Raw genomic sequence first — 15,022 nt, forward strand, 5'->3', positions numbered from 1 at the left:
GAACCGGCTTAAAAATCCTGCAGTTCGCAGGAACTCTGTTCTAGAAACCGCGAGACGATCGGCTTCCAGCTGTCGTCGGGCACGAACGAACGAATGACGAATACGCCTTCCTCTATCGGCGCCTCGACGAAGATGGCCCCTTGCAGTTCCTCGGGAAGATCCTTGCGGACCTCGATCATCTGGGCAGGCGTCAGCACCACGGTATCCAGCACGCCTGCGGTCGCGCTATGGTCGTTGAACGAGTATATGTTGTGGCCGCTGCGGTCATAGACCGATATCGACCAGAACGGCACCTTTCCCGGCGCCTTGACCCGTACCATCCCCTCGGCAAGGTCGAAGCGGCAAGCCGCCGCATAAAACAGTGGATCGACCGATTTCACCACCGGCGCGCCGCCGGCTTCCGCGTCGAGCCTGGTCATCTTGTAGAGATCCGAAGCCATGGCCAATCGCGACCAGGCGTCGCGTTCGGAAAACTCGGGGACGAGCAGCAGCACGACGATGTGCACGATGCCGGCGCCGAGCAGGCCGAGCAGCACGGCATGCAGCAGGCTACGCATTGCAGCCGACCTTCTGGATCTGCGGCAGTGAGACGTCCGAGAGACCGGTGCTGCTGGCGATCGGCGTGTCGTAGAACGTAAGCACCAGGTACATCCTGCCGGCACCGCTGGTCAGCAGCCAGTTGCCGGGCGCAGGGCGGCTGCCGACGGAAATGACCACCGAATTGTCAGCCTGGCGCAGCACTTGATACGACTGCAGCGCAGCCGGCCTTGGCTTGCCGGTCTCGACCACGCCAAGCGACTGGTCGGCGGCATAAAGCGTCCAGAACCGGGCGGTGGGAAAGCCGCCCGCAATCTTGTAAGCGCATTGCCGCTTGAGCTGTTCGCCGCCGGAATCGCGCTCGGCTATGAAGGACAGTCCTTCCGCCTGTCCGAGCGCCAGCACGCCTTCGCGAGCCACGCGGGCCTTGGAATAGGGATCCGCCGTCGGCGTGCCGATATCGGGGAAGGCGGTCCATCGGCCGATCCTGATGGCGCCGACGCCGTCCTGCAGCTTCAGCGCGTACCAGACGCTGCCGGCACCGCCGACGACGGCGATGGCAAGCGAAAGCAGTATCAGGAAGGCGTTCTTGAGCATGAGGAGGCAGGAACCGAAGGCCGGGGACTGAAAGATTGCCGCTCGGGGATATCGCGGCGCAGGGGCTTGTGGCAAGCGGCCCGCGGAATTGGCCGTCACAGCGCCGACAGGGTCTCCGGCGCAGCGGGCGCATCGAGCACGGGTGCCGCCTGGAACAGCTTGGTCAGTTCCTTCAGGGTCTGGGTGGTGCGGCTGGACAGCACCGGCGGACGCTCGGCGGCGTCCTCGGCTGCTGCCTGTTCGGCGTTCTTCTTTTCCGCTTCCTCGGCCTTGGCGGCGATTTCGGCATCGACGAAGGGGTGATCGAGGCCGGGGATCGGTTTGACGTCGATATCCTGGTGCGCATAGAGCATCAGGCGCTGCCACACCATTGCCGGCAGTGAGCCGCCGGTCATCTTGTTGGTCGCGGTGAAGTCGTCATTGCCGAGCCAGACGGCGGCCGTGTAGTTGCCGGTAAAGCCGACAAACCAGGCATCGCGGTAGGACTGGGTCGTCCCGGTCTTGCCCGCGACAACGATGTTTGGAAGGGCTGCGCGCCGGGCAGTACCGATCACCGGCACCGCCGCCAGCATGGTGTTCATGTATTTGAGCGCCTGCTCCGACAGGACCCGGTGCGGCGGCGGCGCATCCTTGGCGAAATCGTAGACCACCTCGCCGGTGCGGGTGAACAGTTGGCTGATACCGTGCCGGGTTCCGGCAAAGCCGTTCTGGGCGAACACGCTGTAGCCCGTCGCCTGGTCCATCACTGTCATGCCCGACGTGCCGAGCACCATGGTCTTGTGCGATTCCAGCGGCGACTCGACGCCCATCGCCTCGGCCAGCGCCTTGATCGGCTTGATGCCGAGATAATCCTTCGCTAGCCGCACCGGCACCGTGTTGATCGATTTGGCCATCGCCGTGATCAGCGTCACCTTGCCGGCCGACCCGCCATTGTAATTGTGGGGCGACCAGCTGCCCCACGAGATCGGTCCGCCGGAAACCACCGAATCCGGCGTGAAGCCATGCTCCATCGCCGTCGCGTAAACATAGGGCTTGAACGAGGAGCCGGTCTGGCGAAGCGCCTTTGTGGCGCGGTTGAACTGGCTGGCGCCGTAGTCGCGGCCGCCGACGATTGCCCTGACCGCGCCATTGGTCTCGATGACGACGATAGCGCCCTCGGTGACGTTGTATTCCTTGCCGAACTGGCGGAGGTGGAACTCCATCGATTCTTCGGCCGCCTTCTGGATGTTGGCGTCGAAGGTGGTGTGGGCGACGAGCGAGTGCGGGCCGCCTTTGGCGGCGATCTTCTTGACCTCGTCGAAGGCCCAGTCGAGGTAATAGTCGGGGCTTTTCTGCTCGCCGCGGTCGACAATTCCGGCCGGATGCAGCCTTGCCTGCAGCACCTGGCCTTCGGTCATGAAGCCGGAATCGACCAGGTTGGACAGCACCACATTGGCCCGCGCCCGAGCGGCGGGCAAGTTTATGTGCGGCGCATATTTGGTCGGCGCCTTGAACAGGCCGGCCAGCATCGCTGCCTCGGCGAGGTTCAGGTCCTTGACGCTCTTGCCGAAATAGAAATCGGCTGCCGCCTCGATGCCGAAAGTGCCGCCGCCCATATAGGCGCGGTCGAGGTAAAGCTGCAGGATTTCCTTCTTCGACAGATTGGCTTCGAGCCACAGCGACAGGAAGGCCTCCTTGATCTTGCGCTCGAACGTCCGTTCATTGGTCAGGAACAGGTTCTTGGCCAGCTGCTGGGTGATGCTCGAGCCACCCTGGACCACGGAATTTGCCCGCACATTCTCGAATATCGCCCGCGACAGGCCGAGCACATCGATGCCGTAATGGTCGAAGAAGCGCCGGTCCTCGGTGGCCAGAACCGCCTTGATGACATGGTCGGGCATCTCGTCGACCGGCACCGAATCGCGCTGGATGATGCCGCGCTGGCCGATCTCGTTGCCGTAGCGGTCGAGGAAGGTGACGGCGAAGTCGCCTTGCGTGCGCCAGTCGCCGGCGGTTATCTGGAAGGCCGGCAAGGCCAGCGCCAAAAGCACGACGATGCCGCCGGCACCGAGCGTAAAGCCTTCACTCAACAGTTCGATCAGGCCGCGGCGCCAGCCGCCGACGCGGAAACGCCGCGAGAAGATGGTCGCCGCTTCCCAGAACTGGCGCGCCCTGAAGCCGATTTCGTAGACAGAGGAATCGATCCACGCATCCACCGCTAGCAGCCTTGCGGCGATCGGACCTCTTCTTTTGCGTGGTTCCAAAGGACTGGCCATTCCAGGATCCGGCTGCGGCGATGCCGCCAACTGAGAAACCGCATGCCGGCAATTTCACGGCGGCGCGTCTTTCAAGACTATTCGTCCATTTTGGTGCTGCCTACAAGTGCGATGAAGACGAGGGCGATGAAGATATAGTGGGGTTCGTCGAGGGAAGACGGCTCCGGCAAGCCGCAAACACCGCGCGGCGATGAAGCGCATGAAATACCCAATGTCCTCGCCTCCCTCGGCTCCTGTGCCGTGCCGGCGCAGGCTCTCGCGGACGGCGCGTTGGCGCTCGATTTCCGGGGCCAGAGAATATTTGCGATCCGTGATAATATTAATATTAACAGGTATTATTTCCGCCAGACCTCTCACCACAGTGGGTCATGCCAACTGCCTGAGAAATTGAATTTCCGCTGTGAAACACCTATCTTACAGCGAAATTCGCGTTTTCAGACTTTAGCTGCAAGGAGATTTTACCAATGGCCGAAGGCAATCAGAACATCATGGGAAAAGCTGAGGCTCGCTTCATGGAAAATCAAAAGAAGACGTCGGAGCGGAACAAAGCAACTGCCGAATATCTCTCGGAGGCGAAGGCCAGGACCATCAAGACGGCAAGGCTTAAGGAATTGCGACTGGCCAAGGAAGAGGCGGACCGCGCCGCGGCGGCTCTGAATCCGGTCGCGCCGAAGAAGAAGCGGGCGTCGCGGACAGTCAAGCAGGCCGTATCCGCTTCGACACAGGCCAAATCATGAGCCCGACATTTCGTAATCCCGGCCGCAGCTAGGAAGCAAACGCATCCGCTTCGTCGGCCGTATCGTCGCGGGTTGCAGGAGCAGGACTTATTGCCGAGATCATGAAGGTTCATGATCCGCACGAGACGCGCTGATTCGCGCTTTTGCCGGGATGCCTTCATGCAACGCAGCTACGCAGCCGGGAAGTCGACGCGACGGGCGAGGGGCAAGACAATTGCCGCGCCGGCCGTCGAATTGCAAAGGGCCATATTCGAGGCGGTGAACGGCGATCCCGACCTGTCGACGGCACTGGGAGGCGCAAGATTGTTCGACCATATGCCGGAAAATGTTGCGTTCCCTCATATGACCTTCGGCCGAACCAGCGTCTATGACTGGGCAACGGGGACGGAGAACGACGCCGAGCAGTTGTTGACGCTGCATGTCTGGTCGAAGTCCGAGGCCAGCAAGGAAACCACCGACATTATGGACCTGGTCAGCGGCCGCCTGCGCGATGCCGCGCTCTCGCTTGGCGGACATCGCCGCGCCCACCTCAAGCTCGAATTCGCCGAAGCCCGCTACGACGAGGACCTTTCGGCCCATCACGGGCTGCTGCGCTTCCGCGCCGTGATCAAGGACGAGGGTTGACCACCGGGCACTTTTCGCCAAATCGGGCAATTTTGTTCTTGCTTTGTGCCGGCAGCTATGCTACTAATCTCGGTATGGTGCTAATTGGCTCCAACGACCCGCCCGCCGAGGCGGGTTTTTTTGTTCAGGTTCGGTTCGCTCAGATCTGCCATCGATTGTAGGATCGATTATCGAAGTCGGCACAAACCTGAAGCGATTGCCTTCCCCGCCAAATGATGCCTGATTGTCGGCGAGGGATTGGAAGGCTAGGTTGACATCGGCAATTCGCTTCAGGGGTGTGGCGGGCATGCATTCGAGCGTTCACCGTTCATATCACGTTCAGCACCGGCGCGTTAGAACGCTGACCATGAAAACCCTTCGCTCCCACTTCCGGACCGCGGCACTGGCGCTCTCAGCCGCCGGCCTGCTGGCGTCGCAAGCGATGGCGATCCCCGCTGTCGCGCCCGAGCAGCCCCAGCCGGTCGTCCTCGCCGCGTCCGACTGCTACGCGATCGGCCAGCAGGTGGCGGAGCAGAATGGCGGCACCTTGGCCAAGGCCTCGCAGTCGACGCGCGGCGGCCAGCCGGTCTGCGTCATCGTCGTGCTCGTTCCGGGCAAGGACGGGCAGCGTCCCCGTCGCTCGGAGATCGTCGTTCCGCTGAACTGAACCGTGCCGTTTCCCAGTGCGCCGGAATCGGCCTATATCTGAACAGCTTCAACAGGCCTTCCGCATGCGCGTACTCGTCGTCGAAGATGACAAGGATCTCAACCGGCAGATCGGCGACGCGCTGGTCGATGCCGGTTATGTCGTCGACCGCGCTTTCGACGGCGAGGAAGGGCACTTTCTCGGCGACACCGAGCCCTACGATGCCGTCGTGCTCGACATCGGCCTGCCGCAGATGGACGGCATCAGCGTGGTCGAGCGCTGGCGGCGCGGCGGCCGCAAGATGCCGGTGCTGATCCTGACGGCACGCGACCGCTGGAGCGACAAGGTTGCCGGCATCGACGCCGGCGCCGACGACTACGTCACAAAACCTTTCCACATCGAGGAAATCCTGGCCAGGGTGCGCGCCCTGATCCGGCGTGCCGCCGGGCATGCCTCGTCCGAGCTGACCTGCGGGCCGCTGCGCCTCGACACCAAGGCGTCCAAGGCCGATGTCGACGGCGCGCCGCTGAAGCTGACCTCGCACGAATTCCGCCTGCTTGCCTATTTGATGCACCATATGGGCGAGGTGGTGTCCCGGACCGAACTGGTCGAGCACCTCTACGACCAGGATTTCGACCGCGATTCCAACACGATCGAGGTCTTTGTCGGACGGCTTCGCAAGAAGATGGGCATCGACATGATCGAAACCGTTCGCGGCATGGGCTACCGCATGCGTAAGCCGGAGGCGTAACGCGGAACCGCTTCCTACAAAACCCGCCGTCTCGAACACGCCGTCGCGGCGGTCATGGCCGCGTTCGCTGGCGTTTCGCGTCATCGCCTTTTCCACGGTCTGGGCGATCCTCACTTTGGTCGTCATCTTCACCTTGATCACCACGCTCTACCGCCAGGCCAGCGAGCGCGGTTTCGACAGCCTGCTTTCGGCGCATCTGTTCAACCTGATCGGCTCGGTCGGCGTTTCCGAAAGCGGCCAATTGACCGGCGCTCCCGACCTTGGTGATTTGAGGTTCTCGGAGCCGAATTCCGGCTGGTACTGGTCGGTCGAGCCCGCCTCGGAAGGCGTGCACGGCGATCTACATTCGTCGTCGATGACCAAGGCGATCCCGTCGCCAAGCGTTGCCGAGGTGCCCTTCAATGCCAGCTTCCAGCGCAGCTATTCGGCGGACGGCATCGAAGGCGAGCAGTTGGAGGTGTTCGAGAGCGAGTTCGTCCTCGATGCGAAAAACCGCGCCGCGCGCTTCCGCGTTATGGGCAACCAGACCGAACTCGAGCAGGAAATCGCCACTTTCCAGCGGCGCCTTTTGACCTATCTGTCGCTGTTCGGCATCGGCATGATCGCCATCAACGCGATTGCCATCCTGCTCGGCCTGCAGCCGCTGCGCCGGGTCAGGAATGCGCTTGCCATGGTGCGCGAAGGAACCGCGCAACGCCTCGACGGCCGTTTCCCGGCCGAGATCGAGCCGCTCGCCAACGAGACCAATGCGCTGATCGAGAACAACAGGCGTATCGTGGAGCGGTCGCGCACGCAGGTCGGCAACCTCGCGCACTCGCTCAAGACGCCGCTTGCCGTGCTGCTCAACGAAGGGCGGGCGCTGGGCGGCGCCAAGGGCCAGCTGATTGCCGAGCAGGCCGCTTCCATGCAGAAGCAAGTGGATCACTATCTGCAACGTGCCCGCGTCGCCGCGCAGCGAGACAGCGTCGTCTACCGTACGCCGGTGGCACCGCTGGTCCAGCGCATGGTGCGGGTGCTGCAGAAGCTCAACCCACAAACGGCGCTGTCGCTCTCGCTGCCGGCCACCGACATCGTCTTTGCCGGTGAACGCGAGGACCTGGAGGAGCTGCTCGGCAATCTGCTCGACAATGCGACGAAATGGGCAAGGAGCGCCGTCGCCGTTTCCGTCAAGCCCGTTGCCGGCAAGGAGGGTGGGGCCAATCTGTTCGAGATTAGCATCGAGGATGACGGTCCCGGCATTCCCGACGACAAGGCGCGCGAGGTATTGCAGCGCGGTCGGCGTCTCGACGAAACAAAACCGGGCAGCGGGCTCGGACTTGCCATTGTCGCCGACCTTGTCAACGAGTATGGAGGCGTTCTGGCGCTGGAACGGTCTGTCATGGGTGGATTGAAGGCGGTGGTTCGATTGCGGAGCCTTCAGTAATGCTTTTCCAGATTGCTTTTCCAGGTGGCCGGCTGCGGCCAAATTTCCGACAAACATCGACATTATGGCCGCGCCAACCTGCTGGCAGCGCGGCGGTCCAGCTCAAGAAAGCCGGTATTGCATGAATATTCGCGTCGCGCTCGTTTCCGCCTTGCTCGCCGTCTCCGGCTGCACGACGCTCAGCAGGGGCCCGGCCGTTACGGTGACGCCGGCTGCGACGCCTCCGAGCGGCGCCAAAGTGGCGACGACGATCATCTCCGCCATGGGCGGCGGACTCGTTGGCAGCTCTATCGGCGCCGGCCTGAGCGAGACCGAGAAGCGCACCGCGCTCGAGGCGGAATACAAGGCGCTTGAATATACGGCGAGCGGCCAGAAAGTGGCTTGGAAGAGCGACACTTCGGCCCATCGCGGCGAAGTGGTTGCCGCCCAACCCTATCGCGTCGGCTCGCAAGACTGCCGGCAATACACCCATACGGTGTTTACCGGCACCGCCGGCGCTACCGCGCGCGGGACCGCCTGCCGCAATGCCGACGGCAGCTGGACGCCGCTGACCTAGCTGGCCCGGCCGTCGATCCGCCAGTCCCGGGTCCGGTACTAAAGCGCGTCGCGTTCGACCGGGCTTATGCGACGCGCTTTAGTTCTTGTTTGATGCATGTCGTTATCGCGAAACCGCTGCACACTTTTGCGCGACATGCATATCGATCGGAGCGGTCCCGCCAAAGCGTCGCAGCACGCTTGTGTTGGCAGGGCAAGGGTCTCGTTCTATTGGAAGAGCCATGCTGTTCTGGGTCATAGCCGCAATCCTGACGCTGGGCGCAAGCCTGGCGGTGCTGCTGCCGCTGGCCGGCGGCTCGAAGAACGCGTCCGCTGCCGGCGATCACGACCTTGAAGTCTATCGCGACCAGCTGGCCGAGCTTGACCGCGACATGGCGCGCGGCCTGATCCAGCCAATGGAGGCCGAAGAGGCGCGCGCCGAAATCGCCCGCCGCATCCTTCGCCTGAGCAATGCCGGCCAGGCCGGCGAGACGGCGACGCAGCCGTCGCGGTCGGCAAGACTGGTGGCGACGGCTGCCGTGCTGGTCGTTCCGCTGGTCAGCTGGGGCCTCTATGGCCAGCTCGGCTCACCCGACCTGCCGTCGCAACCGCTCAGCGAACGCCTGGCCAAGAACCCCGCCGACAGCTCGGTCGACGAGCTGATAGCGCGCGCCGAGGCGCACCTGGCGGCCAACCCATCCGACGGCCGTGGCTGGGACGTGCTGGCGCCGATCTACCTGCGCATGCAGCGATACGCCGATGCGGTGACCGCCTATCGCAACGCCATCCGCCTCGACGGCGACAGCGCCGCCCGTCAGGCCGGTCTTGGCGAGGCGATCGCCAATGCGGCCGGCGGCATTGTCTCAGCCGAAGCGCAGGCGGCGTTCGAGGCGGCGTTGAAGCTCGATCCGGCCAACCTGAAGGCCTCGTTCTATCTCGCCATGGGCATGGCACAGGAAGGCCGTATAGTGGAAGCCACGGCGGCCTGGCAAAAGATGATGGCCGCCCTGCCGCAGGGCTCGCCGTGGCGCGGCGCGGTCGAGCAGGCGCTGGCCGATTCCGCCGCCCGCAACGTCGCTTCCGGAGCGCCAGCGAAAGGGCCGAGCGCCGAGGATATCGATGCTGCTTCCTCGATGTCGCCGCAGGACCGGCAAGCCATGATCAGCACCATGGTTGCCGGCCTCGACGAAAAGCTTCGGCAAAATCCGCGCGACGAGGAAGGATGGATGCAACTCATTCGTTCCTATGCCGTACTGGGCAAGAAAGATCAGGCGCGTGACGCGCTCAACCGCGGTATCGCCGTCTTTGGCGCGGACAGTGACCAGGCCAGGAAATTCACCGCCTTTGCCGCCTCGCTCGGCGTGACGGCGACGGAGTAGATGATGACGCGCAAGCAGAAACGACTGTCGGTGATCGCCGCGGGGCTGGCGTTTCTCGGTGCTGCAACCGCACTGACCTTCTATGCGCTTGGCCAGAAGGCCTCCTATTTCTACATGCCGGCCGATCTGGCCACCGCCAGCCTTCAGCCGGGCCAGCGTATCAGGCTCGGCGGTCTCGTCGAAAAAGGCACAGTAGAGCGCGGCCAGGGCGCCACCGTCGCCTTTTCGGTGACCGACAACCAGAAGGACGTCAAGGTCACCTATACCGGCATTCTTCCAGATCTTTTCCGGGAAGGGCAGGGCGTGATCACCGAAGGCTCGTTTGGCCCGGACGGGGTCTTTGTCGCCGACAGCGTGCTGGCCAAGCATGACGAGACCTATATGCCCAAGGAAGTGGCTGACGGCCTCAAGGCCAAGGGCATATGGCAGGAGAGCAAGAGTGACTAGCGGGTGCGGCGACAATGGTTGAAAGCGGACATTTCGCCCTGGTCCTGGCGTTTGCGCTGGCCCTGGTGCAAACGATGGTGCCGCTGTTCGGTGCGCGCACCGGCAACCACAAGATGATGGCCGTCGGCGCACCGGCCGCGCTGACCGGCTTTGCCTTGACGGCGCTGTCCTTCGTGGCGCTGGCAACCGCCTATGCGGGCTCCGATTTTTCGGTGGAGAGCGTATGGGAGAACTCGCATTCGCTGCAGCCGCTGATCTACAAAATCACCGGAACCTGGGGCAATCACGAAGGTTCGATGCTGCTCTGGGTGCTGATCCTGACCTTCTTCGGCGCTCTCGTCGCCGTCTTCGGCGGCAATCTTCCGGCCACACTCCGGGCCAATGTGCTTGCCGTGCAAGGAGCGATCGGCGCCACTTTCTTCCTGTTCATCCTGACGACGTCGAACCCGTTCGTCAGGCTCGATCCGGCGCCCATCGAGGGACGCGATCTCAACCCGATCCTGCAGGACCTCGGCCTCGCCATCCATCCGCCGCTGCTCTATCTCGGCTATGTCGGTTTCTCGATCTGCTTTTCCTTCTCGGTCGCTGCCCTCATCGAGGGCCGCATCGATGCGTCTTGGGCACGCTGGGTGCGGCCATGGACGCTGGTCGCCTGGATGTTCCTGACCGGCGGCATCGCCATGGGCTCCTACTGGGCCTATTACGAGCTCGGCTGGGGCGGCTTCTGGTTCTGGGACCCGGTCGAGAACGCATCGTTCATGCCGTGGCTGGCGGGCACGGCGCTGCTGCATTCGGCGATCGTCATGGAAAAGCGCTCGGCGCTGAAGATCTGGACGCTGCTTCTTGCGATCCTGACCTTCTCGCTGTCGCTGCTCGGCACCTTCCTCGTGCGCTCCGGCGTGCTGACCTCGGTGCACGCCTTCGCCACCGATCCGACGCGCGGCGTGTTCATCCTCTGCATCCTGACGCTGTTCATCGGCGGCTCACTGGCGCTGTTTGCCTTGCGCGCCTCCCGACTGACGGCCGGCGGCCTGTTTCACCCGATCTCGCGCGAAGGCGCGCTGGTCCTCAACAATCTGTTCCTGACCACCGCCACCGCCACCGTGCTGGTCGGCACGCTCTACCCGCTCGTCGTCGAAGCCCTGTCTGCCGACAAGATTTCGGTCGGCGCGCCGTTCTTCAACCTGACATTCGGCCCGCTGATGGTGCCGCTCTTGGTCGTCGTGCCATTCGGGCCGCTACTCGCCTGGAAGCGCGGCGACATTTTCGCGGTCGCCCAGCGCCTGATGGCGGCTTTCGCGGCGGCGCTGCTCGCCGTGCTGGTGACGGCCTTGTTCATCGATGGCGCGTCGGTGTTGGCGGCACTCGGCGTCGGCCTTGCCTTCTGGCTGATCTGCGGCGCGCTCACCGATCTCGCCTTCAAATCCGGCTTCGGCACCGTCGCGCCCGCCACCATGCTTAGGCGCTTCGCCGGCCTGCCGCGCTCGCTCTTCGGCACAGCGCTTGCGCATCTCGGCCTCGGCCTGACGACGCTCGGCATTGTCGGCACGCTTTGCTTCGGCACCGAAAAAATCTTGTCGATGCATGCCGGCGAGACCGTCGAACTGTCCGGCCACAAGCTGCGCTTCGAGGGGCTCTACCCGGCGCAGGGGCCTAACTACAGCGAGGATCGCGGCCGCTTCGCCCTGCTTGGCGCCAACGGCGGCGTCACCGGCGAGATCACCTCGGCCAAGCGCTCATATCCGGTGCGCCAGATGAGCACGACCGAATCCGGCATCAGGACGATAGGCTTCAGCCAGCTCTATCTCTCGCTTGGCGACGAGGGCAGCGATGGCTCCGTCGTTGTTCGTCTATGGTGGAAGCCGCTGGTAACGCTGATCTGGGGCGGCGGACTGGTGATGATGGCGGGTGCGGCGATGTCGCTGCTCGACCGCCGCCTGCGCGTTGGCGCGCCGTCGCGCCGCAAGGCTGCGGCCGCCGTGCCATCGACGAGCCCGCAATGAGAAGGGTCACACTGGCCTCGCTGGTCCTGCTGCTGGCGCTGTTGTTCGCCGGCGCCGCGCAGGCGGTCAAGCCCGACGAGGTGCTCGCCGACCCGGCGCTCGAAGCGCGGGCGCGCGCTTTGTCGGAAGGCTTGCGCTGCATGGTCTGCCAGAACCAGTCGATCGACGAGTCCGATGCCGACCTCGCCCGCGACCTGCGCATCCTTGTGCGCCAGCGCCTCGTCGCCGGCGATACCGACCGGCAGGTGATGGACTATGTCGTTTCGCGCTACGGCGAATTCGTGCTGCTGAAGCCACGCTTCAATCTGCGCAATGTCTTGCTCTGGGGGACGCCAGTTCTTCTGCTGCTCGTTGGCGGGACCTTCATCCTGCTGGCCGCCCGCTCGCGCCGCTCGACAGCAACCGCTGCGTTAACTGCCGAGGAACAGGCGGCGCTGGACAAGATGCTGGGCAACTAGTCGGCTAATCCGGCCATTCCTCCGGTGGCCAGTCCCGCGACGTGTGAATGACATGCAAGATAACAACGCTCTCACGGCTGGCGATCGGCCGCAGCTCATAGGCGATAATGTAGGGCAGTTGGCTGACGGGCTTCTCATAGGTACCTGTTACCCGGCCCGGCCGGCCGGTCGCCATATCACCAAGACCCCGGCCCGTGTCGCGAATGCGGTCCGCGAGGCGTCTGGCGGCGGCCGGGTTCTCTCGTGCGATGAAGGCAACTTGCTGTTTGATGTCGTCCAGCGCTTCCCGCGACCAGGCGACGAACCGCTTCACGCCTTGTCCGCGCGCTTGGCTTCCGCCGCTTCGATGATGGCGTCGATTTCCGCCATGGCTTCGTCGTGGGGCACGACACGGCCGGCTTCAGCGTCGGCTATGCCGCGTTTGATGCCTTCGATGATCTCCAGCTCGCGATCGACATAGGCCGAAACCGCCTCGGCCGCGAGGAAGGATTTGCTGCGCCGAGTGTCGGCGGCGATCCGCTCAAGCTTCAGCTTGGTTTCGGACGAAACCCGAATCGTCATGGTGGCGCTTGCTGTCATGGTGAAAGCCTTGTGCTGAACTGTGTACACATAGGGCACCGAACGGGCAAGACCAAGAGATTTGTGCGCCTTGTTGGCGATACATTACGAAAGTTTCATGTACCGGAAATGGCGCCGTAATGTGCGGCTCGCTATTTCCTTGTCGAGGATGCCAATCAAGGGGCGTCCCTTGAAAAAGAGGATACGAGAACCATGAATGTTGCCCCCAATTCATATCTTCGCACCCGCAAACGCCTGCTGGCCGCAGCCGCATCCCTGGCCATTGCCGGCGCGATCGGCTTCGGCGCTGTTGCCACCGGGACAGCCCCGGTTCTGGCCGACGCCGTGCGTGTCGAGGCACCGCAGGTCCCGAGCTTCGCCGATGTGGTCGAGCGCGTTTCGCCGGCGGTCGTCAGCGTGCGGGTCAAGGCCAAGATCCAGCCGACGGCCGATGAAGGTTCCGGCCAGATGGACGACGAGGACGGCTTAGGCAATCTTCCCGACAATCCGCAGCTGCGCCGGTTCTTCCGCGAATTCCGCGGCTTTGGCGATCAAGGCGGCGATCAGGGCCCGAACGGAATGCGCCGTTTTGGACATCGTGACCGCAACAACGACCAGCCGCGGCCCGTGGCGCAAGGGTCGGGCTTCTTCATCTCCGATGACGGCTATCTCGTCACCAACAACCATGTCGTCGAGGAGGGCACCGCCTTCACCGTGGTGACCAATGACGGCAAGGAACTCGACGCCAAGCTTATCGGCACCGATCCGCGCACCGATCTTGCCGTGCTCAAGGTGGATGACGGCAACAACTTCACCTATGTCGACTTCGCCGATGATTCCAAGGTTCGCGTCGGCGACTGGGTGGTGGCTGTCGGCAATCCGTTCGGCCTCGGCGGCACGGTTACCGCAGGCATCGTTTCGGCCCGCGGCCGCGATATTGGCGCCGGTCCTTATGACGACTTCATCCAGATCGATGCTTCGGTGAACCGCGGCAATTCGGGCGGCCCGACCTTCAACCTCAACGGCCAGGTCGTCGGCATCAACACCGCGATCTTCTCGCCGTCGGGCGGCAGCGTCGGCATTGCCTTCGACATTCCCGCTTCGACCGCCAAGCAGGTCGTGCAGGATCTGATGAAGAACGGCACGGTGCAGCGCGGCTGGCTCGGCGTTGAAATCCAGCCGGTCACCCCCGAAATTGCCGAGTCGCTTGGCCTTGGATCCGGCAAGGGCGCGCTCGTTGCCAGCGCGCAGGACAACGGTCCCGGCAAGAAGGCCGGGATCACCGCCGGTGACGTGATCACTCAGGTGGACGGCAAGGACGTTGCTTCGCCTAAGGAACTCGCCCGTCTGATCGGCGCATACCCGCCCGGCAAATCGGTCGATGTCACGGTGTGGCGCAACGGCAAGAGCGAGGCCGTCAAGGTCGATCTCGGCAAGCTGCCGTCGAGCGACAAGCAGGCCTCGGCCGACCAGCAGCCTGCCCCCGCGCCGAAGACCGACACGCTGGCCGATCTCGGCCTGACCGTCACCAAGTCCGACAATGGCAAGGGCCTCGTGGTGACCGACGTCGACCCGAACAGCGATGCCGCCGATCGCGGCATCCAGCCCGGCGACGTCATCACGTCCGTCAATTCGACGGAAGTGAACGGCACCGGTGACGTCGACAAGGCGATGGCCGACGCGGTGAAGTCCGGCCGCAAGGCGGTGCTGATGCAAATCACCCGCGACGACAGCAACCGCTTTGTCGCACTGCCTGTCGCCAAGGGCTGACGACCGGTTCGACTTTTCCGGTGCGGCGGTTTTCAACACCCCCGAGCCGCCGCACGGGAAAGCACGGGGCCTGAATACGTTAGTCAGTCATCGTGTTCCGCCCCAGCGGCAGCGGGCTTCCAATCGTCCGCTGCCGCTCGAACATGCCGCTCAAAGCGTGAAGCGGTTTTAAATGCATGTCGCCCAAAAGTGTGCAGCGGTTTTGTGATGACGACATGCATAAAACAACAACCTAAAGCGCATCGCATGAGGCCGGTCGAACGCGACGCGCTTGTCTTATGACATTCATTGCCAAGAGGCGAGAATGAACCGCTGGGAGAGAGT

16 protein-coding genes are annotated in these 15,022 nt (G+C 63.6%); 11 read left to right on the top strand and 5 right to left on the bottom strand.

Translation table 11 applies throughout. From position 1 onward, the window contains the following. Window positions 1–8: 8 nt before the first annotated feature. The 3 genes from AC0L2P_RS30200 to AC0L2P_RS30210 form a co-directional block, all read right to left on the bottom strand. On the bottom strand, window positions 9–557 hold the full coding sequence (locus AC0L2P_RS30200) for a DUF1254 domain-containing protein (protein ID WP_473506679.1): 549 nt from the start codon (window positions 555–557) through the stop codon (window positions 9–11). Continuing rightward, entirely contained in the window at window positions 550–1,134 is a 585-nt protein-coding gene (locus AC0L2P_RS30205) for a DUF1214 domain-containing protein (protein ID WP_473506681.1), read from the bottom strand. Before AC0L2P_RS30205 ends, AC0L2P_RS30200 begins: the two co-directional genes overlap by 8 nt. A gap of 95 nt (window positions 1,135–1,229) precedes the next feature. Then, window positions 1,230–3,389 (bottom strand): transglycosylase domain-containing protein, encoded by a 2,160-nt coding sequence (locus AC0L2P_RS30210; protein WP_473506683.1) that lies wholly within the window; start codon window positions 3,387–3,389, stop codon window positions 1,230–1,232. Between the two features lie 464 nt (window positions 3,390–3,853). Between AC0L2P_RS30210 and AC0L2P_RS30215 the strand changes: the two genes are divergently transcribed. The 10 genes from AC0L2P_RS30215 to AC0L2P_RS30260 all read left to right on the top strand — a co-directional run bounded on the left by AC0L2P_RS30215 (window position 3,854) and on the right by AC0L2P_RS30260 (window position 12,370). Continuing rightward, a complete protein-coding gene (locus AC0L2P_RS30215) occupies window positions 3,854–4,126 on the top strand; it encodes a hypothetical protein (protein WP_473506685.1) in 273 nt (90 codons plus the stop codon). 159 nt (window positions 4,127–4,285) lie between these two features. After that, the gene (locus AC0L2P_RS30220) at window positions 4,286–4,750 is read left to right on the top strand and encodes a DUF3168 domain-containing protein (protein ID WP_473506687.1); all 465 of its coding nucleotides are present in this window, start codon (window positions 4,286–4,288) and stop codon (window positions 4,748–4,750) included. A 346-nt stretch (window positions 4,751–5,096) separates the two neighbouring features. Then, on the top strand, window positions 5,097–5,396 hold the full coding sequence (locus AC0L2P_RS30225) for a hypothetical protein (RefSeq protein WP_352468910.1): 300 nt from the start codon (window positions 5,097–5,099) through the stop codon (window positions 5,394–5,396). 64 nt (window positions 5,397–5,460) lie between these two features. Further along, entirely contained in the window at window positions 5,461–6,126 is a 666-nt protein-coding gene (locus AC0L2P_RS30230; RefSeq protein WP_473506689.1) for a response regulator transcription factor, read from the top strand. Between the two features lie 106 nt (window positions 6,127–6,232). Next, the gene (locus AC0L2P_RS30235; protein WP_473506712.1) at window positions 6,233–7,549 is read left to right on the top strand and encodes an ATP-binding protein; all 1,317 of its coding nucleotides are present in this window, start codon (window positions 6,233–6,235) and stop codon (window positions 7,547–7,549) included. A 121-nt stretch (window positions 7,550–7,670) separates the two neighbouring features. Further along, complete coding sequence (locus AC0L2P_RS30240; RefSeq protein WP_473506691.1) at window positions 7,671–8,105, top strand: hypothetical protein; 435 nt, start codon at window positions 7,671–7,673, stop codon at window positions 8,103–8,105. 220 nt (window positions 8,106–8,325) lie between these two features. Next, window positions 8,326–9,462, top strand: a complete 1,137-nt coding sequence (gene ccmI, locus AC0L2P_RS30245; protein ID WP_473506693.1) for a c-type cytochrome biogenesis protein CcmI — start codon at window positions 8,326–8,328, stop codon at window positions 9,460–9,462. 3 nt (window positions 9,463–9,465) lie between these two features. Further along, window positions 9,466–9,909, top strand: coding sequence for a cytochrome c maturation protein CcmE (gene ccmE, locus AC0L2P_RS30250; protein ID WP_473506695.1), 444 nt, complete (start codon window positions 9,466–9,468; stop codon window positions 9,907–9,909). A 14-nt stretch (window positions 9,910–9,923) separates the two neighbouring features. Then, window positions 9,924–11,912: a heme lyase CcmF/NrfE family subunit gene (locus tag AC0L2P_RS30255; protein ID WP_473506697.1), complete on the top strand. Its 1,989-nt coding sequence runs from the start codon at window positions 9,924–9,926 to the stop codon at window positions 11,910–11,912. After that, on the top strand, window positions 11,909–12,370 hold the full coding sequence (locus AC0L2P_RS30260) for a cytochrome c-type biogenesis protein (RefSeq protein ID WP_473506699.1): 462 nt from the start codon (window positions 11,909–11,911) through the stop codon (window positions 12,368–12,370). The genes AC0L2P_RS30255 and AC0L2P_RS30260 overlap by 4 nt, the downstream gene beginning before the upstream one ends. Window positions 12,371–12,374: 4 nt before the next feature. Here the strand turns inward: AC0L2P_RS30260 and AC0L2P_RS30265 are convergent, their stop codons facing one another. Then, the gene (locus tag AC0L2P_RS30265) at window positions 12,375–12,683 is read right to left on the bottom strand and encodes a type II toxin-antitoxin system RelE/ParE family toxin (RefSeq protein WP_473506701.1); all 309 of its coding nucleotides are present in this window, start codon (window positions 12,681–12,683) and stop codon (window positions 12,375–12,377) included. After that, window positions 12,680–12,949: a CopG family ribbon-helix-helix protein gene (locus tag AC0L2P_RS30270; protein WP_473506703.1), complete on the bottom strand. Its 270-nt coding sequence runs from the start codon at window positions 12,947–12,949 to the stop codon at window positions 12,680–12,682. The genes AC0L2P_RS30265 and AC0L2P_RS30270 overlap by 4 nt, the downstream gene beginning before the upstream one ends. 192 nt (window positions 12,950–13,141) lie before the next feature. Between AC0L2P_RS30270 and AC0L2P_RS30275 the strand changes: the two genes are divergently transcribed. Next, the gene (locus tag AC0L2P_RS30275) at window positions 13,142–14,698 is read left to right on the top strand and encodes a Do family serine endopeptidase (RefSeq protein ID WP_473506705.1); all 1,557 of its coding nucleotides are present in this window, start codon (window positions 13,142–13,144) and stop codon (window positions 14,696–14,698) included. Window positions 14,699–15,022: the final 324 nt, after the last annotated feature.

The organism is Mesorhizobium sp. WSM4836, from assembly GCF_055811815.1.